We start from the raw sequence: 19201 nt of genomic DNA on the forward strand, positions 1-19201 counted from the left end.
TCATGTTTTATCGTCACTTGCGCCATCTCGTCGTTTTCAGCCTGGTTGCCGTGCTCGCCGGTTGCGCGGGCTTCGGCGCCCGCGAATCCGTAGAAGGCCACGGCAGCCCTGCCCTGTGGTCGGCACACAAACAGCAATTGACCCGGCTCGACGGCTGGCAAATCAACGGCAAAGTCGGCATTCGCGCCCCTAAAGACTCAGGCAGCGCCACGCTGTTCTGGCTGCAGCGCCAGGACTACTACGATATTCGTCTTTCCGGGCCACTGGGCCGGGGTGCCGCCCGCCTGACCGGGCGTCCGGGCAGCGTGCTTCTGGAAGTGGCCAATCAGGGCCGCTATGAAGCGCCGACTCCCGAGGAGTTGCTGGGTGAACAATTGGGCTGGAGCCTGCCGGTGTCACATCTGGTCTGGTGGGTGCGCGGCTTGCCTGCCCCCGGCAGCAAAAGCCGGGTGACACTCAATGGCGATAGTCGCCTGGCCAACCTGGAACAGGACGGCTGGAAAATCGAATATTTGAGCTATGTCGAGCAAAACGGCTTCTGGCTGCCGGAGCGGGTCAAACTGCACGGCCCGGATCTGGACGTCACGCTCGTCGTTAAAGATTGGCAACCTCGTTTGTTGGGTCAATAAGATGCAAGACCGTCTGGATCGAAACACGCTGGTTTTGCCCTCACCGGCAAAGCTGAACTTGATGCTGCACATCCTGGGCCGTCGTGCAGATGGCTATCACGAACTGCAAACGCTGTTTCAATTTCTCGACTACGGCGATGAAATGACCTTTGCCGTGCGTGACGACGGGATTATTTGCCTGCACACCGACTTCCCCGGCGTTGCCCACGACGACAACCTGATCGTCAAGGCGGCAAAAAAACTCCAGGCGCAATCCGCTTGCACCCTGGGCATCGATATCTGGATCAAGAAAATCCTGCCAATGGGCGGCGGCATCGGTGGCGGCAGCTCCAATGCCGCGACCACCCTGCTGGCACTCAACCATCTTTGGCAGCTGGCCTGGGATGAAGACCGGCTGGCAGCACTGGGCCTGAGCCTGGGAGCGGACGTGCCGGTTTTTGTCCGCGGGCACGCCGCATTTGCTGAGGGTGTCGGGGAAATTCTCACACCTGCAGAGCCAGAAGAACCCTGGTATGTCGTGCTTGTCCCGCAAGTATCTGTAAGTACTGCAGAAATATTTTCAGATCCTTTGTTGACACGCGACTCTTTGCCCATTAAAGTGCGCCCCGTTCCCAAGGGAAACAGCCGAAACGACTGCGAAGCAGTAGTGAAGGAGCGTTATCCAGAAGTACGTAACGCTTTGAATTTGTTAGGTAAATATACCGAAGCAAAATTAACTGGAACTGGAAGTTGTATATTTGGGGCCTTCCCAAACGAAGCAGATGCTGATAAAGTGCTGCACCTTCTTACAGAGACCCTTACAGGGTTTGTAGCAAAAGGAAGCAACGTCTCGATATTGCATCGCAAGCTGCAAAATTTGTAAAAGGAAACGGGTACACGGTACTCGTAGCAACAGATACAGGGGCGTCGCCAAGCGGTAAGGCAGCAGGTTTTGATCCTGCCATGCGTTGGTTCGAATCCAGCCGCCCCTGCCATTTCTTATACTCATCCAGGTTACCCTCAGCCTTCAGGTACTGCGCGTGTCCAAGATGATGGTCTTTACGGGGAACGCTAACCCCGATCTGGCTCGGCGTGTCGTACGTCAGCTGCATATCCCACTCGGTGACATCTCTGTCGGCAAGTTTTCCGACGGCGAAATTACCGCTGAGATTAATGAAAATGTCCGCGGTAAAGACGTTTTCATCATACAGCCGACTTGTGCTCCGACCAACGATAACCTGATGGAACTCGTCGTGATGGCTGATGCCTTCCGCCGCTCCTCAGCGACTCGTATTACTGCTGTTATTCCTTACTTTGGTTATGCCCGTCAGGATCGCCGTCCGCGTTCCGCACGTGTGGCTATCAGCGCAAAAGTTGTTGCTGACATGCTTACCGTAGTCGGCATCGATCGTGTTCTCACGGTTGATTTGCATGCTGACCAAATCCAGGGTTTCTTCGATATTCCTGTAGATAACATCTATGGCTCCCCAGTTTTGGTGGATGACATCGAAGATCAGCGCTTTGAGAACCTTATGATTGTGTCCCCGGATATCGGTGGCGTCGTGCGTGCACGTGCTGTTGCCAAGTCCTTGGGCGTCGATCTGGGTATCATCGACAAACGCCGTGAGAAAGCCAATCACTCGGAAGTGATGCATATCATCGGTGATGTCGAAGGGCGTACCTGTATTCTGGTTGATGACATGGTCGATACTGCCGGCACCCTGTGCCACGCAGCTAAAGCCTTGAAAGAGCATGGCGCTTCCAAAGTGTTCGCCTACTGCACACACCCTGTGCTGTCGGGTCGGGCAATTGAGAATATCGAAAATTCCATGCTGGATGAGCTGGTGGTGACTAACACCATCCCGCTGTCCGCTGCCGCACAAGCCTGTTCGCGTATCCGTCAACTGGATATCGCACCGGTTGTGGCTGAAGCGGTTCGCCGCATCAGCAACGAAGAATCGATCAGCGCGATGTTCCGCTAAGGGCCCTGCCCTTTCAGGACTTCTGCTGACGAAAAGCGCCCCGCCCCAGCAATCCGTTGGGGCGGGGCTTTTTTGCCCATACCGTCCATGGCGCTGGTCGCAAACGTCAGGGCGGATGTGGTTATTTTGGAGATACAACATGAACGATTTTACTCTGAATGCTGAAGTGCGTTCCGACCTGGGGAAAGGTGCGAGCCGCCGCCTGCGTCGTCTCGCAAGCCTGGTTCCAGCTGTAGTTTACGGTGGCGACAAAGCCCCTGAATCCATCAGCATGCTGGCTAAAGAAGTTGCCAAACTGCTCGAAAACGAAGCTGCTTACAGCCACGTTATCGAACTGACCGTTGGCGGCGTTAAGCAAAACGTGATCATCAAAGCTCTGCAACGTCACCCGGCTAAAGGCCACGTGATGCACGCTGACTTCGTACGCGTTGTTGCTGGTCAAAAACTGACTGCAATCGTACCGGTTCACTTCGTTGGTGAAGCGGCTCCGATCAAGAAAGGCGGCGAGATCTCCCACGTTGTTGCGGAAATCGAAGTTTCCTGCCTGCCAAAAGACCTGCCTGAATTCATCGAAGTTGACCTGGCTAACGCCGAAGTTGGCTCGATCATTCACCTGTCGGACATCACCGCTCCTAAAGGCGTTGAGTTCGTAGCTCTGGCACACGGTAACGACCTGGCAGTAGCCAACGTTCACGCTCCACGTGTTGCACCAGAAGCAGCAGAGTAATTCATTACTCTGTCGTTGGAGTCTTGAGAAACATCGCGAGCTAACACGCAGCGAGTAAAGCGGACAAGATCGCGAAGTTTACTCATGTAAACCCGCTTTTTTGTCCGTTTTCGCCGCTAACCGTTAGCGGCGATGTTATCCACAACTCCATAGAAGGGCCCTTGTCGTGACCGCCATAAAACTGATCGTTGGCCTGGGAAATCCAGGCACCGAATACGAACAGACCCGGCATAACGCAGGGGCCCTTTTTGTTGAGCGTCTCGCGGCGGCAAACGGGGTCAACCTGGTTGCTGATCGCAAATATTTTGGCCTGACCGGGCGTTTCAGCCACCAGGGTCAGGATGTTCGTCTGTTGATTCCCACCACCTATATGAACCGAAGCGGCCAGGCCGTTGCGGCGCTTGCCGGTTTCTACCGCATTGCGCCGGAATCCATATTGGTGGCCCACGACGAACTCGATCTCCCGCCAGGCGTTGCCAAGCTCAAGCTGGGCGGCGGCCACGGAGGTCACAACGGATTGCGCGACATCATTGCGCAACTGGGGAACAACAAAGATTTCTACCGTCTGCGGCTTGGCATTGGCCACCCGGGCGTCGCCAGCATGGTGTCCAACTTTGTCCTCGGTCGTGCGCCACGCGCCGAACAGGAAAAACTGGATGCCAGCATCGATTTTGCCCTCGGCGTGCTGCCGGATATCCTCGCCGGGGAATGGAACCGTGCGATGAAAAACCTGCACAGCCAGAAGGCCTGACTCTTTTTCCGAGGGGAAACACCATGGGATTCAACTGCGGCATCGTCGGCCTGCCTAACGTCGGCAAGTCCACCCTGTTCAACGCCCTTACCAAATCCGGTATCGCGGCCGAGAACTTCCCCTTCTGCACGATCGAGCCGAACACCGGTATCGTGCCGATGCCCGACCCACGTCTGGACGCGCTGGCTGCCATCGTAAAGCCGCAGCGCATCCTGCCGACCACCATGGAATTCGTCGATATCGCAGGCCTGGTGGCTGGCGCATCGAAAGGCGAAGGCCTGGGCAACAAGTTTTTGGCCAACATCCGTGAAACCGATGCCATCGCTCACGTGGTCCGCTGCTTTGAAGACGAAAACGTGATTCACGTTTCCAACAGCGTTGACCCGAAACGCGACATCGAAATCATCGACCTTGAGCTGATCTTCGCCGACCTCGACAGCTGCGAAAAGCAACTGCAGAAAGTTGCGCGCAACGCCAAGGGCGGTGACAAGGAAGCCGTGGCCCAAAAGGCACTGCTGGAGCAGTTGATTGCCCACTTCACCCTGGGCAAGCCGGCACGCAGCCTGATCAAGAACATGGACGCCGATGAAAAAGCCATCATCAAGGGCTTCCACCTGCTGACCACCAAGCCGGTGATGTACATCGCCAACGTGGCTGAAGACGGTTTCGAGAACAACCCGTTCCTGGACGTGGTTATGGCCATCGCCGAAGAAGAAGGCGCAACGGTGGTGCCGGTCTGCAACAAGATCGAAGCTGAAATTGCCGAACTCGACGACGGCGAAGAAAAGGACATGTTCCTCGAGGCCCTGGGCCTTGAAGAGCCAGGCCTGAACCGCGTGATCCGCGCCGGTTACGAAATGCTCAACCTGCAAACCTACTTCACTGCCGGCGTTCAGGAAGTTCGCGCCTGGACTGTCAAAGTAGGCGCTACCGCCCCACAAGCCGCCGGTGTGATCCACACCGACTTCGAAAAAGGCTTTATCCGTGCTGAAGTGATCGCCTACGACGATTTCATCAAGTACAACGGCGAAGCCGGCGCGAAAGAAGCCGGTAAATGGCGTCTGGAAGGCAAGGAATACATCGTTAAAGACGGTGACGTCCTGCACTTCCGCTTCAACGTGTAAATAAACCGCACGTATAAAAAACCGCGCCCAGGCGCGGTTTTTTTTGGCCTGGCGTTTGTGACGCACTCCCGGGCGCAACTAGGGTCTATGGTTAACGCCATCTCACCTCACGATCGGGAGCCTCAATGATTCCCCGCGCCAACTTCCTCAGTCGCTATACCGACCCCCTTGTCGAAAAAATCAAGGCCCGCTGGTCCCTGGGCTGGCGAGACGCCCTCGCCTCAGCCATCGCCGCCGCACTGGCGTGGATTATTGCCCGGCATTTCTTTGGTCATATTCATCCGGTGTTTGCCGCGATCAGTGCGGTGGTGTGCCTGGCTCCCGGCCTGCCCAGCCACGGCAAGCAAGCCGTTGGCCTGATGGTGGGGGTCGCCACGGGGATCATCGTCGGCGAAGCGGCCTTGTGGCTGCCGGATGCCTACCCGTTGTTGCGCATCGGCTTTGCTACCTTCTCGGCCATCGCCATCGCAGCCCTCTATGGCCTGGGGGCCGTGGTGCCGATCCAGGCCGGTGTATCGGCGGTGCTGATGCTGGCCGTAGGCCCGGAAAGCGCGGGGGTGGTACGCATGCTTGATGTGGTGGTGGGCTCATGCGTCGGCCTTATTTTCAGCCAGATACTGCTCACCCCCAACCCTATAGGCATTATCGACAGCTCAGCCAAGGAACTGCTCGAAAAGCTCGCGTCCGGTTTTGGCAAAAGCCTGCAGGCGCTTGAAGGGCAAGACGCTGCCAAAGCTCAACACGCGGTGCAAATATTCTCCCGGGCCCACGACAGCCTGATCGCCCTGGAAAACGGCATCGGCATGGCCCGCAATACCGCACGCTGGACCTTACGCGGGCGTTTTGTGTCACGCGAAGTCAAGGATATTGCCAACCGTTACGAACGCCACGCCGTGCGCTTATACGCCAGCTCCCTGTTGTTTGCCGAAGCCTTTGCCGATGCCTTGCGCAAGGAACAGGGCCCGGCCCCCTCCTCCTTGCACCAACGCCTGGCAAACGTGGCCTCAGGCTGCGCCTCGATCGCCAACGACGACGAACACCCGGTACTTATACCCGTGGCCAGCGATGAACTCGCCGATGTCGTGTCAGGGCCGTGGCAGCTGTGCATGCAGCACTTGAGCACCGTTGAAAGCGCTTTGCTGACCTTCGGTTTTACCACCCAGGGCGATAGCAGAAAAAACCCTGATAAAAACCTCGTATAAACATCTAGTTATCCTTACCTCCGTGGAGTGTGTTCTACGCAGGTAAGGTGCAATATCCCTACGCCAGTAAATACCAGCACCTACTACATCTATATATTTTAACTCACGACATTCAGCCAGTTTAGGACTTGGTTTAAACCGCCAATGCCACCAAGCTGTAACTGGACCAACACTGTTTATCCCGACTTGGCGTAGCGAATATACCCCACAAAAAATATAACGCGGGAGCACATTAGATGGGAGATTTTCGCCCAGAAAAAGAACCTTTAAAAACATATCTTTTCGACGACAGTGAATTTGACACAACCGTCCATAACGCGGCGGTGCAAAATATCGACATTTTGCTTCATGGCGAAACAGGCACTGGCAAAGATACGCTAGCCGAGCAATTGCATACTTTATCCGGGCGCAGCGGTCATTATATTGCACTTAATTGCGCGGCCATTCCCGAGAGCCTGGCGGAAAGCCAGTTGTTTGGTGTGACCCAAGGTGCATTTACCGGTGCCGTGCAGTCGCGACCGGGTTTTATAGAAGCCTCTGATAAAGGCACGCTGTACCTTGATGAAATAGACAGCATGCCGCTGTCTTTACAGGCCAAGTTGTTACGCGCACTGGAAACCCGAGGTGTTGAACGCTTGGGCTCGACAGCATTCATAGCGGTCGACATGCGCGTGATTGCGTCGGCTCAAACCTGCCTGGCGCAACGGGTCGAACAAGGGCAATTCAGACGTGACTTGTATTACCGCCTCAATGTGTTGAACCTGCACTTGCCGCCCTTGCGCGAGCGGCGCGAACAGATTGTTCCATTGTTCCAGACTCTGCTTCAGCGAGAAGCGCACTACTTCAACGTGTCTATACCGGTACTTGAGACTGCACTGCTTCAGCACCTGCTGTGCCATGACTGGCCCGGCAATGTCCGGGAGTTGCGCTCAGTTGCCAAGCGCTTGGTGCTTGGCCTGCCGCTGCAGTGCAAGGCTGCGCGTGAACCTGACGACACACGCCTCAAGTTGAAAGTGCGCTTGCAGCAAATTGAAAAACTGCTGATTACGGACGCCTTGCGTCGCCACCTGCATTGTATCGATGCGGTGGTGCTTGAACTGGGCATTGCCAAGCGCACGCTGTATCACCGGATGAAACAACTGGATATTTCTTGAGGGGGCTACGCTGGAACTCATTAGCTGTCTATTTACACTTAAGTACTGCACCAACAGTGCAACCCCATAACACCCTAAAGAGGTTTAAACATGTTCCCGCTACTGTCTATGCTGGCGCCTGCAGCCAATAAAGTTATTGATACACTGGGCGACATAATGAAAGGCGCGATAAATGGCGCAGCGAACCAGGCAAACACCAAGGATACTTTACCGACGCCTGCAATCATTCAAAAAAATATTTATTTCTGACCTGCAAATACACTTGAGGATATATTTATGCTTGGTTTCCTACCGCTTTTGGGAGCTGCACTGGGAATTGGACTCAAGAAAAAAGATGATCCATTAGAGGAACAAAAAAAGTTCCAGCTCCAACAAGAATGGAAAGCGGCAAAGGCCGCAATGGCTAAAGCAGAACAAGATACTAAAAACGGTATAGCTGCTGGCATTACTGACTCAGCTAACAAGTCAATCACTTCACTCATGCAAGGTGCCAAAGCTATTTCGTTCTAATCTTCTGCAAGGCCCCATCTCGAATGGGGCCATTAACCGCTTGGTGAGTCCCGCAACTGAAATATGCAAGCACAATCCACAGCTTGAGGTTTCAAATGAAAACCCACTTTTTTTCGGATACCCGACAGACAGCCTCGATCACTTCTGAAATCCCCTCGCACACACCCGCAATGGTCGATATCAACTGGTTCAACGCCTCAATACTTCCTACGGCAGCTATAAAACCTGACACCGTTAAATCCGATCACTTGATAGCCAACCCACTCAGTCAGCGCTCGGTACTCTTGCAGGAACTCTCTAAAACTGCCGCCCGCGCCCTGCAAAAAGTCAGTACCAGCACCGACCCTGTCGACATGCTCACCTCAACCCGGGCCATGTCGGCATTTCACCTTGAAACCGTGCTGAGCGCCAAGATGATCAGTAAAACCTCACAAGCCATAGAAAAGCTCACCAATTTGTCCTAGGTAACCTTATGGCATCGCGCCCGATCAAGAGCGTATTCCTGATGTACGTGTTGTGTATCGCCGGTTGTGGCGAAAGCGTGGAGCTGCATGGCCGGCTTTCTGAACAGGAAGCCAATGAAGTGATCGCTGAACTGGCAGACAAACAGATCAGCGCCGAAAAAAGCACCTCTAAAAACGGTGTGTCCGTGCGCGTGGCCGCGCAAGATATCAGCCGTGCCATCAATTCGCTGACGGCCGCCGGGCTGCCCAGAACCGCACGTTCGACCCTGGGCGATATTTTTCGCAAAGAAGGCGTCATCTCCACGCCACTGGAAGAACGTGCCCGCTATATCTACGCCCTGTCACAGGAGCTTGAAGCCACGCTGTCCAGGATTGACGGGGTTATCGTGGCGCGAGTGCATGTGGTGCTGGCGGAGCGGATCGCGCCGGGCGAGGCCGTGCAACCTGCCTCGGCCTCGGTGTTTATCAAACATGACGCCAGACTGGACCCCGACAGCATCCAGTCGCGGGTACGGCGAATGGTGGCCAGCAGTATTCCGGGCATGGCCACGGCAATCGACAATCCCTACAAGATAACCACGGTGTTTGTGCCCGCCACGGCCTTTCAAGACAAGCAGCAGTTGGTGTTTTTCGGGCCATTTCTGCTGCCCGAACAGCGCCTGGGCTTCTGGAAAAAAGCCTTCGCCGCAGCGGTGTTCGGCTGCCTGCTGGCCATCATTGCCCCACTTGCCTGGCTAACCTTGCGCAACAAGGGGTCGGCATGAACGATGCCGACCTATGGCTACAGTGGTGGGCGTGTGCCTGGCACCACGCTCACCCGCACTGGCCCGCGCTTGTTGCCACGCCCGCCGAACTGCGCAGCCTGCATGCAGGTGCCAGCAGCCGTTTTGGCATCACGCCCTGCCTGCCCTGCCCGCCTGCCGCCAGCCTGAGGCAACTGGCGCTGGCGCCACTTGCGCAGCATGACGCGTGGTTGCAACGAATCGGGCATATCTGCCGCCCCACACGCCCCACGGCACTGGACGCCACTGAGCGCCTGTGGTGCCAGCGCCTTGGCAAGGCATTGCGCCCTCAAGGCTGGCTTGAACCGGGCGATGATGTTTTGCAATTGCTCAGGGCATGGGTCGAGCCTGCGGTATGGCAACGCTTGCGACTGCGCTTTGCCCCTGCACGGATCCAGACACTGGAACAAAAACCGCTGCTGGCCCTTTCGGCGACCAAACTGCAAACGCTTTGGCAAATCGTGCTCTGGCACACACGGCTCACTGTCGAGGGAAGCAACCATGCTGTCACGTCGCACCCTTGAACTGCGGCCCGGCACCCGCGGGCTGCCCCAGACCCTGATCGCCAGCCAGACCCTGCGCGACTGCGGCCAGGCCAATGCCCTGCTGGCCCGGGCACGCGCTCAGGCTGATGAACTGCTGGCCAATGCGCAACAAGCGGCCCGGACCCTGCTGCAAAAGGCCCACGATGAATTCTGGCAACAGGCCAATGCGCAACTGGCGCACTGGCAACTGGAACATGGCGCCTTGTGTCAGGCCATTGAAACCCACGCCTCGCAAGTGGTCAGGCTGGCCCTGACGCACTTGCTTGATGAGGTGCCGCCGCCTGCCCGCATCAACGCCTTGCTGAGGCAACTGCTGGCAGCCCAATGCCCGCCTGTGAATGCCACCCTGCGCTGCCACCCACAGATGCTTGCGCCTGTGCGCCAGTGGCTGAATGCCAACCCGGGCGGCGCATGGCAACTGCACACCGATGAGCGTCTCGACCCACAGGCGCTGGTGCTGGTCACCGCGCAACACGACCTGCGCATTGACTGGAGCCGCACGCTGAAGGCACTGCTGGCCCCCACGCCCGGCGATGGAACCGATCCGCCAGGCACCGCCACTGAGTCGTGAACATTGACCGATGGAGGATGTATGGCTTCGTTCGAAAGTATCCAGCGCCGCATTGATGCCCGCTTTGTCCAGGCGCAAAAAAATCTGCATGAGATTGCCCTGAACAACCAGGGCGGCCCTGAAGACATGGCCCGCTTCCTGGACGCCGCGCGCAAAGTGGCCACTGCCACTTTTTCGATCAACGAGCAAACCCGATTCAAGCACAGCCTGACCAAAAGCATTATTGATGCGGTCCAATGATGAACTGGAACCTGCGCACCTGCTGGCAGGCACTGTTGCCCTGGGCTTTTCTGCTGGCCGACGAGACGCTGGCCGCTGTTCCCGAAGAGTGGAAAAACACGCCCTATGCCCATGAGGCCAATCACCGGGCACTGCGTGGTTTTTTGCAGGACTTCGCCCATACCGTGGGCCTGCAACTGCAAATTGACGGGCCGCTGCAGGGTGTCGTAAACGGCAAGCTGCGGGCCGACACCCTGATCAAGCTGCTGGACAGGCTCGCACTCGAACACCGCTTCCAGTGGTTCGTGCATAACCACACGCTCTACATCAGCACCCTGGACCAACAAACCTCGGCCCGCCTTGAAGTGGCGGACGATACCATTGCCGATCTGAAACAGGCCCTGAGCCAGATAGGCCTGCTGGATAAACGTTTCGGCTGGGGCGAGCTGCCCGATATCGGGGTGGTGCTGGTGTCCGGGCCTAAACGCTATATAGAGCAGATCAGGCAGTTCAGCCGCAAACGTGCGCAGCCGGCCAATCAACAGGCTGTATTGAATTTCCCGCTGCAGTTCGCCAACGCTGCCGATCGGCAGATCGACTATCGCGGTGAAAAACTCAATATTCCGGGCATCGCCAGCCTGCTGCGCGGGCTGGTTGATGCCAAGCCATCTGCCCCGTTCAATGTTCTCTCCCCGCGCACCGCACCGATACCCGGTATTGCCGCCAACATACCTTATCCAGACATGCCCCCCTTACTCGCGCAGGCCCCCGAGCTGAAGTCCTCAGGCCAGAACGCCATTCGCGTGGAGGCCGATGTGCGCAATAACAGCGTGCTGATCTACGACGCCAGCGAACGCCGGCCGCTGTATCAAGCACTGATCGCCGAGCTGGATGTGTCGCGCAAACTGGTGGAAATAGACGCGGTGATTGTCGATATCAACCGCACCCAACTCAACCAGTTGGGGATGAACTGGGGCTTGCAGAACGGCCGTTTCGGGGCCGCCACAGGCGTGTCGGGCAGCGCCTCGACCACCGTGTCGACGATCCAGATTGATCGCTTTGCTGCCCAGATCAAGGCCCTTGAGGCGCGCGGCCTGGCCACGGTGGTGTCCAACCCCTCGATCATGACCCTGGAAAACCAGCCCGCGGTGATCGACTTCAATCGCACGCACTATATCCAGGCCATCGGCGAGGGGGTGGCCACTATCCAGCCGGTGACCACTGGCACCAGCTTTCAGGTGATCCCCCGGGTGATAGAGGCCAATGGCGCCAGGCAAATTCACCTGATCATCGACATTGAGGACGGTACCTTTGCCAATCAACCAGGGCCGCAATCCACACCGGATGTGCGCAAGGGCAATGTCAGTACCCAGGCGGTAATCCAGGAACAGCAATCCCTGGTCATCGGCGGCTTTCATGTTTCCGAAGCTGTCGACAGCCTCGATCGCGTCCCTCTGCTGGGGCAGATTCCCTGGCTGGGCAAGTGGCTGTTTTCGTCCTCGCACAACACTCAAAATCGCCGTGAACGACTGTTTATTCTGACGCCACGCCTGATCGGCGATCAGACCCATCCCGCACGCTATTTACCGCAAGCGGATCAGACGCAACTGGAGGCGGCACTGAGCCCCTTGGCGCGGCGTACAGCCAGGCAACCGGTGATCCAGCGCGCCGAGATTGCCCAGGTCTTCAGCCAGTTGGTCAGAGGCCATGTTCCCGCTCACTTGCGCGCCCTGCCGATGCCTGCGCCTGCGCGCAACCTGTGCAAAACACCGGGGTCTACAAGGGTCGATGGCGAACGTCATCAATGGTACGAAAGCGCGGATTACAACGTGGCCGTGCTGGTTATGCACAACCGCAGCGAGCACCGCGTGCGCATCGATGAACGTGACTGCAGTTCGGCCAGCACCCTGGCGGTCAGTGTCTGGCCGAGCCCGTGGCTGGCGCCCGGCGAGCGCGCCGAAGTGTTTATCGCCACCCGGGCGCCGGATATCGATGCCCACGCCACCGAGCCTCGACCGTCATTGCTGGGGGCCACGCCATGAGCCGCCTGGACACGTTGGCCGTGATCGCCACCCTGTTGGCGCTGCTGCAAGGCTGTACCCCCCATTGCCGGGGCGACCTGTGCGAGCGCCCGGCCTCCAGTGCCAGCGCGCTGGTGATCTGGTGGCCACCGCAGATGCGCAGTGAAACAGGCCCGAACGCTGAGCGTTCAGACCATCAAATCGTGCCCCTGGAACGATAAACCCGCCTGCCTGAAGCTCAGGCAGGCGCGGGCCTCAGATCACGGGATGGCGCGCATCGCGGATGTTCTGATCCTGCTGTTCTGGGTGCCGCTCCCGGGCCGGGGCCAGGGGCAAAATGTCCTTGAACTCCAGGCGTAGCGGCGCATCCGGGTCCTGGCCGTATTTCAACTCGATGTTGAGCAGTTTGCCGGTATGACCCAACATGGCACTGCTGGTATAGGCCAGTAAAGGAACAGGGGTCGTCAGGCTGTGGGTCCGACTTGCCGTGTAGCTCACCCTCAGGTTTTTGACCCGCAGGTTGTCGCTGTTCTCCAGGGCCTTTTGCATCTCGCCTTTAGCGCCTGGCCCATCCTCGAACCGCTGCGCGATCATGCGCAGCACTTGCGGCTTGACCTCCAGTTCCATAACCACCGAAGTGCCCTGGCTGCTTTCGAGATCCTTGAGCAGCCGAGCAAACTGCGGCTGCTGCGCAAACAGGCGCATGATCGCGTCCTTGTTCGCCGGCGCAGCTTCATTCAGCCACTCATGCTGCGGGCTACCTTTGAACCCCACATATGACACCGTGCGCTCAATCGATTGCAGGTCGCGCAAGCCTTGTGCCGCCAGCGTCTGCTGATGCAGGTGATCCTGCAGCCTTGTCTGGAGACTGTGGTGCTCCTCAGACCGCGCAGGGGGTGGCGGCAACAGCCCGAACAACTGCTGCAGAGACCGCAGTTGCTCCACCGGCGTACCTTGTGCCGCCAAAGAGGCCAGTTGCTGCTTCAATTGTGGGGAGTGCCGGGACATCTCTGTGCGCAAGGTATCGATCTGCGCCTGCTCGATCACCTGCGGTAGCTTGACCGTAAAGCGCATGGCCCGAGCCTTGCTGCCATCAAAATTCAGCGAAAATGAAGCATCGGCCGCGGTATACGCCACCCAGCTCGAGCCGCTGTCATTGAGCTCGATTGACGCCGCCGCATTGACAGGCGCCCCCCCTAAAGAGGCGCCGCCCTTGGGCAAAAACTGGGCATTCAGGCCATCGATCCGGGTGATCCCGGATTCCTCCAGGGTCACGGCGTTACTTTTATCAAGATGAAGCAAATGAAGACTGGCACCTGTGTTGGCCATTGCCCGCGCCAGCCCGCTCACTGCATCCAGGCTTTGCGGCGAGACCACTTGAGCCCGGGGCTGCACATGGGCTGAAACGCTCCAGTCCAGCGAATCTTGCGAGCGCTGATGGCTGTTGTGATGATTCCCCAGGTCCAGCAAGTCGAAAACGTCCCCTTTTACCCCCGTCAAAATATCCATCATGGCGGGAAAGTCTGCTTCCTTCACCTCAAAACTAACCCCCTGCTTTTTATCATGTGCCAGCATCAGGGTTGTCTCCGCCCCCAGCCTGAGCCACTGTTCGAGTAATTCATTAGCAATGGGCAACACCTTACCGACCCCCACAGAAGCAGCTGCGGTATGAGAAGTGCTCATACTGATGTCAAAACTGACCCCCTGATTGGTTCGGCTCATTGTTATGCCGTTGGTCTTGCTCCTTGAAGCCCCCGCAATGATTTCAAGCAAAGGAGCGGGCAAAACAAAGACCGACATGGACTTGGTTTTAGTCCGGCTCGCGGTAATCGACTGCCCGCTATCCGAGGCCTGGATGGCGTGCAGCAGGGCCTGTTTGACTGTCTGCTGCTCGCCAAGCCCCAGAGTGCGGGCTATATGAAAATTGAGCGCAGACCCTGGGGTGCCAAGGTCCCTGGCCAACAATTTGAAGTTGTTATAAAGGGTTTCTGCTTGCGCCAAGCCGTTGATGTTCTGTGATGTTTTCTGGTGTACCTGGCTGTTTTGATAGTCCTGCATCACCGCCTTCAATCCGGCATCGATAGCGCTCTGATCCGGGCCAATACGCTCCAGGCGCCCAATCAGGTCGGCGAGCCCGGACAGGGTCCGGGCATGCAGAATCAAGTCACTCTCAAGCAGGCCCGTCGGGTTGCTCAGGTCACGCTTGTCGCCGGCATTGCGCGGCGACAAAACCACTCCCTGACTCTGATAACTGCGCAACAGCGCAGCCGTGGTATTGGTTTTTGACGGCGCCAGGTTTTCGAAGGCACTGCACATCGTGCGCAGCCTGCCCGTCGATGGTTCAGCGCACGCTTGCATCTGCGGCACCAACTGCGCGCCCTTCAAATCCCCCAGGCGCATGGCCAATTGTTGGCTGCAGGCTTCGACCTGCTGCAAAGCAGCCTTGAGCTCGCCAGCCAAGATCTGTGTCGATGCCTTCTCGCTCAGGCGATCAAGGCGGGTCGTCATGTCCAGTGCATGGGGCCGCGTATTGGCCAGCGCCTGCAGTTGCCCGTGCAATTCCCGCTCCTGTGCGTACAGGGCTGCCATGCCACGACGGCCATTGGCCCGGTGCTGAATGTCGAGGCCGATATTCTTGATGCCCTGCAGTGGCTCCAGATGAGCGCGGGCGCCGCTAAAAAAACCTCGTTCGAGCGGCAGGCCTTCGGTCCTGCTGCCCATGACCGCAGAATTCACTGCCCAGGCAGTCCCATTGTTCTGGCCTTTCATTTCACCGCGGCTCAACATCGACGCCAGTGACGGCGCACGTTTGCTGGCCTGGGAATAAAACGGCTGCCACTGCTGGCTGCCATCTGCTGCCGCAGACAGCTGCCAGTAGTGTTCAGCAAAGGCTTTGTGTTTGGGCCCATTCACCTCCCAACTGGCGACCAACCGCTGGCTGGCATCCATGCGTAGCGACTGCAAGCGCGCATTGCCCGGCAACGCCAGTGTTGTCCAGGCCAGCGCTGATGCGGGGGGCGTTTGCCACCGGGCTTTGTCGAGCTTGAGCAACTCTCCGGCCCGGGTCCGGGCATAGAGGTCGCCAAGACGGTCAAGGGCCAACGCCTGGATTTGCCTGGGCGGGGCAAACGTCAACGCGATCTCTTTATTGTCGATATGGGCAACCAGCTGGTTGTGTTCATCAAGGGTAACGAAGCGCCTGGCGTTATCGACCGCAAACGCCGCAATTTTGCGCCCGGTGTTTCCCGTCAACGTGACGTCGAGTGTGACGTGGTTGCGAGCATCATTGATCGGGGCCAGGTCGTAACTTGCGCCGCTGAACGCTGGGGCTCGCGTTTTATGACTGGCCAGCGCCTTGAGTTCTGAACCTTGTAATACATAGGCGCGACCATCCAGGCCCGGGGCCAGGAGGTCCACATCCCGATGCGCGGTTTTCTCCCATTGGCAGGCGTGCTCATCCCAACTGAGCAGGGTGCTGCCCTCAAGCGCGACCTTGCCCCGCGCGCCGAGGTCAATCGCGCAGGCCAGCGCGCGCAGGCCGGGCTCGGGCAAACCTTTATCGTTGACCTTGAGCAGCACGTCACTGAGGTTCCAGCCCGTGGCCGGTAGCGACGTATTAATCAGGGGGGTGCTGTGCAATTGCTTGCAGCGGTTGAGTAACAGCGCATTGAGCTGGCCATTGTCGTCATGCATAAAGCCCTTGAAGCTGACCGCACCCTGGTGCAGATGTTCCAACGCCTCGACCGGCTCAGGCCGCATGACCACCCGACCGTCTTGAGCCGTGCTCAGGCTGGCACGCAACAGTTCGCCCTGCGCCGTTGAGGCGTACAGCGTATCGCCGGCCATCCCTATGCGGTGCAACGGTACGCGCTCGCCCGTTTCACTGACTGGCAGCAGATGTATCACGGGGCCCTCTGCACTGTGCCTGATGCGCAGGGCACAACCACCAGGGTCAGGTTGCAGGCACACCTGCGCCTGCCCCTCGACACTCATATCGGTAACACCCACCGGCACTTTTATCAGCCGCCCATCGCTGCTCAGGCCCAGGCGGTTGTAGCGGGCGTCATCCTTGTCGGGCAGCCAGCAATGGGTCTGTGGCTCGAAGCGCAACAGGCGCCCTTGATCCAGGCGAAACTGCTCGCCTGCCAGGGTGGTGTACACCCCACTGATCTGCCCCAGGTGGGCACGGCCGGGATTGTTCGGCGCCAGGCACAAAAAACCCGTGGGGCAACTGCTTTTGAGCACGGCCGCAGCAGCAGGCGTGGACTGCAGATGAAACACATTGCGCTCATTGTCCAGCAAGCGCAGGTCCTGGCGATGACCTGCGTAGGTGGCGTCCTGAATAAACTGCCTGGGCAACTGATTGAGTTGCTCGGCCATGTCTTGCCCCACATGCGAGCCCTGGGTCACGACTTTGCCTGCAACCAGGCTGGCGCTGAACTCCAGGGAAGGCTGCTCATAGTGGCGAAAGCCGGTCAGTTGTACAGCTCCTGTAGCGGGGCGAGCCGTGTGCGGGCAAATAGTGACGGGGGTTTCTGCCGGGGCGGGCTTGGCGAGATCAAACGACTTTACGGTCATAAAGGCTCAACTCTGATGGGCTGATGCAGAGTGAGTGACCTTGAAGCAGCATGCAGTTCCTGCCCCGCTCAGCGTTGCTCAAGCTCAGCCAGCTCGATGATGCCGCCCCGGTCATCATCCTCCAGCTCCCGCAGGGCACGGTAGACCAGCGCCACCGCCTGCAGGGTGTCACGGCTGATGCAGTGCCCGGTCTCGATGCCGTAGAGCGTACGCGCCAGCCACACACACTGGACCACCGGAACATCCGCAGCCCGTGCCCTGTCGATCATTCGTCGTGCCTGGGCATCGGCCCCCTTGGCGATCAGTGTCGGCAAGGGATTTTGTGGCGGCCGGTAGTACAGCGCCACGGCAAAATGCGTGGGGTTGATCAGCAGGACATCGGCTTCTTCCAGCGCTGGAGCCCTGGTCGCAGGCGCCTCATGGGCCAGCTCCTGGGCCAGGGCCCGGCGCAGCATCTTGATATGCGGGTCACCCTCCATGCCCTTGTATTCCTTGACCACTTCGACATGGGTCATGCGCATGCGCCGGGCAAAAAAATACCGTTGCAACCCGAAATCCACCGCCGCCAGCACCAGCAGCAGGCCAAGGCACACATGCAGCAAATACCGGAACAGGACGACATGCGCGGTGATATAGCCCGGCAGGTCAGCGTTGACCAACCCCACCAATGCCCCAAGGGACGGCCCGATCACCTGGTACAGCACCCCACAGATCAGCAGCGCCTTGACCAGACCGGTGAGCAGGGTCATCAGCGACTGGGGCGAAAACATCTGTTTGGCTTGATTAAAGGGGTTGAGCCGGTTGAAGTCCGGGGTCAGGACCTCGGGGGCAAACAAAAAACCGAACTGCAGCCAGCTGCTGGCCAGCTTCATCGCAATGGCAGCCCCCGTCATCAGCAAGGCAAACCCGAAAAAAACCTGACCGGCCTCGGCAACCACAACCTGCAGCGAACGGCTGAACGGCTGCCCGACCAGCGACACGGGCAGCATCAACAATTGCCCGAATTGCTCCAGGCTGTTCTGGGCCATGAGCAAGGCAATTTCACTGATGACCGCCAGCACCAGCAATTTGCCGATGTCCTGGCTTTGCGCGACCTGGCCTTTTTTGCGCTGGTCCTGCAGTTTTTTTTGGCTTGCGGCGTATTTCTTTTCGCCGCTGTCTTCACTCAAGGCGACGGCACCTTGAACAGCAGGGCCAGTGCATGTTCAAGATCCCCCAGAATGCTCATGCGCGCCACAATCAGCACCTGCAACTGCGGCAGATAGAGCAGCAGGAAACACAGCCCGGCCAGGCTCTTGGCCGGCATCGACAACACAAATACCTGCAACTGCGGGCTGTAAAGGCTCAACAAGGCAACGGCGAATTCGATCATCAACAGCAAGGCGATAAAAGGCGCGGCGTATAGCACCATGTGCGTAAAGGTATCGCCCAGCAGCGCCAGGAACACCCCAGGCCCGTCCGCAGCCGGGGCCGGAAACCAGAGCGCAGCGGGCCAGATCAGGTAGCTGTCCCAGATCACCTGGGTCAGGCTTCCCAACCCCAGGGTGACCATTAGCAAGAAGATGCTCAGTTGCTTGAACAAATGCCCGACAGGCGTGGCGTCCGGCCCCAGTGAAGGGTTGAGCTGGCCGCCGATCAACGCGCCACGCTGGTTGTCGAGCAACGCCCCGACCGACTCGAACAACCAGAAAGGCATGGCCAGCAGAATACCCAGCAACACGCCCAGCACCGCCTCTTTGAGCAACAGACCGCTGAGTGCCAGCAGGCTGTAGTCCATGCCCGCCAACGCGTGATGAATGCCCGGCGCAGGCATCAGTGCCAGGGCAAAAACGATGACATGCCGGGGCATGCCGCGCACATGTTCAAAGCACAATGCCGGAATGAGGAAACAACAGGGATATAAACGCGCCATCGCAATGGCGAGGCTGGGCAGGTATTCGAGAAACGGGATTTGTGGGGCCAT

General features: G+C 58.2%; 20 protein-coding genes and 1 tRNA gene. 18 read left to right on the forward strand and 3 right to left on the reverse strand.

Annotated elements, in window-relative coordinates; genetic code table 11:
* The first annotated feature begins 2 nt into the window (after window positions 1-2).
* The 18 genes from lolB (at window position 3) to hrpT (ending at window position 12881) form a co-directional block, all read left to right on the forward strand.
* The gene (gene lolB, locus BFC21_RS14140) at window positions 3-629 is read left to right on the forward strand and encodes a lipoprotein insertase outer membrane protein LolB (RefSeq protein WP_016781752.1); all 627 of its coding nucleotides are present in this window, start codon (window positions 3-5) and stop codon (window positions 627-629) included.
* A 1-nt stretch (window position 630) separates the two neighbouring features.
* Window positions 631-1491 carry a 4-(cytidine 5'-diphospho)-2-C-methyl-D-erythritol kinase gene (ispE, locus tag BFC21_RS14145; protein ID WP_371914917.1) on the forward strand — a complete coding sequence of 287 codons (861 nt, stop codon included), beginning with the start codon at window positions 631-633 and terminating at the stop codon, window positions 1489-1491.
* 37 nt (window positions 1492-1528) lie between these two features.
* Window positions 1529-1603, forward strand: a tRNA-Gln gene (locus BFC21_RS14150).
* Window positions 1604-1648: 45 nt separating this feature from the next.
* Complete coding sequence (locus BFC21_RS14155) at window positions 1649-2590, forward strand: ribose-phosphate pyrophosphokinase (protein WP_019825119.1); 942 nt, start codon at window positions 1649-1651, stop codon at window positions 2588-2590.
* A 139-nt stretch (window positions 2591-2729) separates the two neighbouring features.
* Complete coding sequence (locus tag BFC21_RS14160; RefSeq protein WP_016781750.1) at window positions 2730-3317, forward strand: 50S ribosomal protein L25/general stress protein Ctc; 588 nt, start codon at window positions 2730-2732, stop codon at window positions 3315-3317.
* A gap of 166 nt (window positions 3318-3483) precedes the next feature.
* Complete coding sequence (gene pth / locus BFC21_RS14165; protein ID WP_016781749.1) at window positions 3484-4068, forward strand: aminoacyl-tRNA hydrolase; 585 nt, start codon at window positions 3484-3486, stop codon at window positions 4066-4068.
* Window positions 4069-4091: 23 nt separating this feature from the next.
* Complete coding sequence (gene ychF / locus BFC21_RS14170; RefSeq protein ID WP_095004719.1) at window positions 4092-5192, forward strand: redox-regulated ATPase YchF; 1101 nt, start codon at window positions 4092-4094, stop codon at window positions 5190-5192.
* Between the two features lie 125 nt (window positions 5193-5317).
* Window positions 5318-6394 (forward strand): aromatic acid exporter family protein, encoded by a 1077-nt coding sequence (locus tag BFC21_RS14175; protein ID WP_095004720.1) that lies wholly within the window; start codon window positions 5318-5320, stop codon window positions 6392-6394.
* Between the two features lie 236 nt (window positions 6395-6630).
* Entirely contained in the window at window positions 6631-7548 is a 918-nt protein-coding gene (locus BFC21_RS14180; protein WP_120266273.1) for a sigma 54-interacting transcriptional regulator, read from the forward strand.
* A 90-nt stretch (window positions 7549-7638) separates the two neighbouring features.
* Window positions 7639-7797: a hypothetical protein gene (locus BFC21_RS27300; RefSeq protein WP_162939351.1), complete on the forward strand. Its 159-nt coding sequence runs from the start codon at window positions 7639-7641 to the stop codon at window positions 7795-7797.
* 27 nt (window positions 7798-7824) lie between these two features.
* The gene (locus tag BFC21_RS14185) at window positions 7825-8058 is read left to right on the forward strand and encodes a hypothetical protein (protein WP_095004722.1); all 234 of its coding nucleotides are present in this window, start codon (window positions 7825-7827) and stop codon (window positions 8056-8058) included.
* Between the two features lie 95 nt (window positions 8059-8153).
* Complete coding sequence (locus tag BFC21_RS14190) at window positions 8154-8522, forward strand: EscI/YscI/HrpB family type III secretion system inner rod protein (protein ID WP_120266274.1); 369 nt, start codon at window positions 8154-8156, stop codon at window positions 8520-8522.
* Between the two features lie 8 nt (window positions 8523-8530).
* Window positions 8531-9286 carry a type III secretion system inner membrane ring lipoprotein SctJ gene (gene sctJ, locus BFC21_RS14195; RefSeq protein WP_088378146.1) on the forward strand — a complete coding sequence of 252 codons (756 nt, stop codon included), beginning with the start codon at window positions 8531-8533 and terminating at the stop codon, window positions 9284-9286.
* On the forward strand, window positions 9283-9828 hold the full coding sequence (locus tag BFC21_RS27580; RefSeq protein WP_088378147.1) for a type III secretion protein: 546 nt from the start codon (window positions 9283-9285) through the stop codon (window positions 9826-9828). Before sctJ ends, BFC21_RS27580 begins: the two co-directional genes overlap by 4 nt.
* The gene (sctL, locus tag BFC21_RS14205) at window positions 9806-10420 is read left to right on the forward strand and encodes a type III secretion system stator protein SctL (protein WP_120266275.1); all 615 of its coding nucleotides are present in this window, start codon (window positions 9806-9808) and stop codon (window positions 10418-10420) included. The genes BFC21_RS27580 and sctL overlap by 23 nt, the downstream gene beginning before the upstream one ends.
* A 21-nt stretch (window positions 10421-10441) precedes the next feature.
* Window positions 10442-10660 (forward strand): type III secretion protein HrpF, encoded by a 219-nt coding sequence (locus tag BFC21_RS14210; RefSeq protein WP_088378149.1) that lies wholly within the window; start codon window positions 10442-10444, stop codon window positions 10658-10660.
* The gene (gene sctC / locus BFC21_RS14215; RefSeq protein ID WP_120266276.1) at window positions 10657-12681 is read left to right on the forward strand and encodes a type III secretion system outer membrane ring subunit SctC; all 2025 of its coding nucleotides are present in this window, start codon (window positions 10657-10659) and stop codon (window positions 12679-12681) included. The genes BFC21_RS14210 and sctC overlap by 4 nt, the downstream gene beginning before the upstream one ends.
* Window positions 12678-12881 (forward strand): HrpT family type III secretion system protein, encoded by a 204-nt coding sequence (gene hrpT, locus BFC21_RS14220; protein ID WP_120266277.1) that lies wholly within the window; start codon window positions 12678-12680, stop codon window positions 12879-12881. Before sctC ends, hrpT begins: the two co-directional genes overlap by 4 nt.
* Before the next feature lie 34 nt (window positions 12882-12915).
* On the opposite strand, the gene BFC21_RS14225 is transcribed toward hrpT, so the two are convergent.
* The 3 genes from BFC21_RS14225 to sctT all read right to left on the reverse strand — a co-directional run bounded on the left by BFC21_RS14225 (window position 12916) and on the right by sctT (window position 19201).
* The gene (locus BFC21_RS14225; RefSeq protein WP_256557583.1) at window positions 12916-17238 is read right to left on the reverse strand and encodes an AvrE-family type 3 secretion system effector; all 4323 of its coding nucleotides are present in this window, start codon (window positions 17236-17238) and stop codon (window positions 12916-12918) included.
* 68 nt (window positions 17239-17306) lie between these two features.
* Window positions 17307-18407 (reverse strand): type III secretion system export apparatus subunit SctU, encoded by a 1101-nt coding sequence (gene sctU / locus BFC21_RS14230; RefSeq protein ID WP_088378152.1) that lies wholly within the window; start codon window positions 18405-18407, stop codon window positions 17307-17309.
* Entirely contained in the window at window positions 18404-19201 is a 798-nt protein-coding gene (gene sctT / locus BFC21_RS14235) for a type III secretion system export apparatus subunit SctT (RefSeq protein ID WP_088378153.1), read from the reverse strand. Before sctT ends, sctU begins: the two co-directional genes overlap by 4 nt.

Source organism: Pseudomonas sp. TMW 2.1634, assembly GCF_001703595.1.
GTDB lineage: Bacteria > Pseudomonadota > Gammaproteobacteria > Pseudomonadales > Pseudomonadaceae > Aquipseudomonas > Aquipseudomonas fragi.

What these genes read in the sequence shown, in the direction of transcription:
- BFC21_RS27580 (WP_088378147.1), top strand. Translation starts at nt 9,283, where the DNA reads ATGAACGATGCCGACCTATGGCTACAGTGGTGGGCGTGTGCCTGGCAC.
- sctT (WP_088378153.1), bottom strand. Translation starts at nt 19,201, where the DNA reads ATGGCCCCACAAATCCCGTTTCTCGAATACCTGCCCAGCCTCGCCATT.
- BFC21_RS27300 (WP_162939351.1), top strand. Translation starts at nt 7,639, where the DNA reads ATGTTCCCGCTACTGTCTATGCTGGCGCCTGCAGCCAATAAAGTTATT.
- lolB (WP_016781752.1), top strand. Translation starts at nt 3, where the DNA reads ATGTTTTATCGTCACTTGCGCCATCTCGTCGTTTTCAGCCTGGTTGCC.
- BFC21_RS14190 (WP_120266274.1), top strand. Translation starts at nt 8,154, where the DNA reads ATGAAAACCCACTTTTTTTCGGATACCCGACAGACAGCCTCGATCACT.
- sctJ (WP_088378146.1), top strand. Translation starts at nt 8,531, where the DNA reads ATGGCATCGCGCCCGATCAAGAGCGTATTCCTGATGTACGTGTTGTGT.
- hrpT (WP_120266277.1), top strand. Translation starts at nt 12,678, where the DNA reads ATGAGCCGCCTGGACACGTTGGCCGTGATCGCCACCCTGTTGGCGCTG.
- sctC (WP_120266276.1), top strand. Translation starts at nt 10,657, where the DNA reads ATGATGAACTGGAACCTGCGCACCTGCTGGCAGGCACTGTTGCCCTGG.
- ispE (WP_371914917.1), top strand. Translation starts at nt 631, where the DNA reads ATGCAAGACCGTCTGGATCGAAACACGCTGGTTTTGCCCTCACCGGCA.
- BFC21_RS14210 (WP_088378149.1), top strand. Translation starts at nt 10,442, where the DNA reads ATGGCTTCGTTCGAAAGTATCCAGCGCCGCATTGATGCCCGCTTTGTC.
- BFC21_RS14175 (WP_095004720.1), top strand. Translation starts at nt 5,318, where the DNA reads ATGATTCCCCGCGCCAACTTCCTCAGTCGCTATACCGACCCCCTTGTC.
- BFC21_RS14225 (WP_256557583.1), bottom strand. Translation starts at nt 17,238, where the DNA reads ATGACCGTAAAGTCGTTTGATCTCGCCAAGCCCGCCCCGGCAGAAACC.
- BFC21_RS14160 (WP_016781750.1), top strand. Translation starts at nt 2,730, where the DNA reads ATGAACGATTTTACTCTGAATGCTGAAGTGCGTTCCGACCTGGGGAAA.
- ychF (WP_095004719.1), top strand. Translation starts at nt 4,092, where the DNA reads ATGGGATTCAACTGCGGCATCGTCGGCCTGCCTAACGTCGGCAAGTCC.
- BFC21_RS14185 (WP_095004722.1), top strand. Translation starts at nt 7,825, where the DNA reads ATGCTTGGTTTCCTACCGCTTTTGGGAGCTGCACTGGGAATTGGACTC.
- sctL (WP_120266275.1), top strand. Translation starts at nt 9,806, where the DNA reads ATGCTGTCACGTCGCACCCTTGAACTGCGGCCCGGCACCCGCGGGCTG.
- BFC21_RS14180 (WP_120266273.1), top strand. Translation starts at nt 6,631, where the DNA reads ATGGGAGATTTTCGCCCAGAAAAAGAACCTTTAAAAACATATCTTTTC.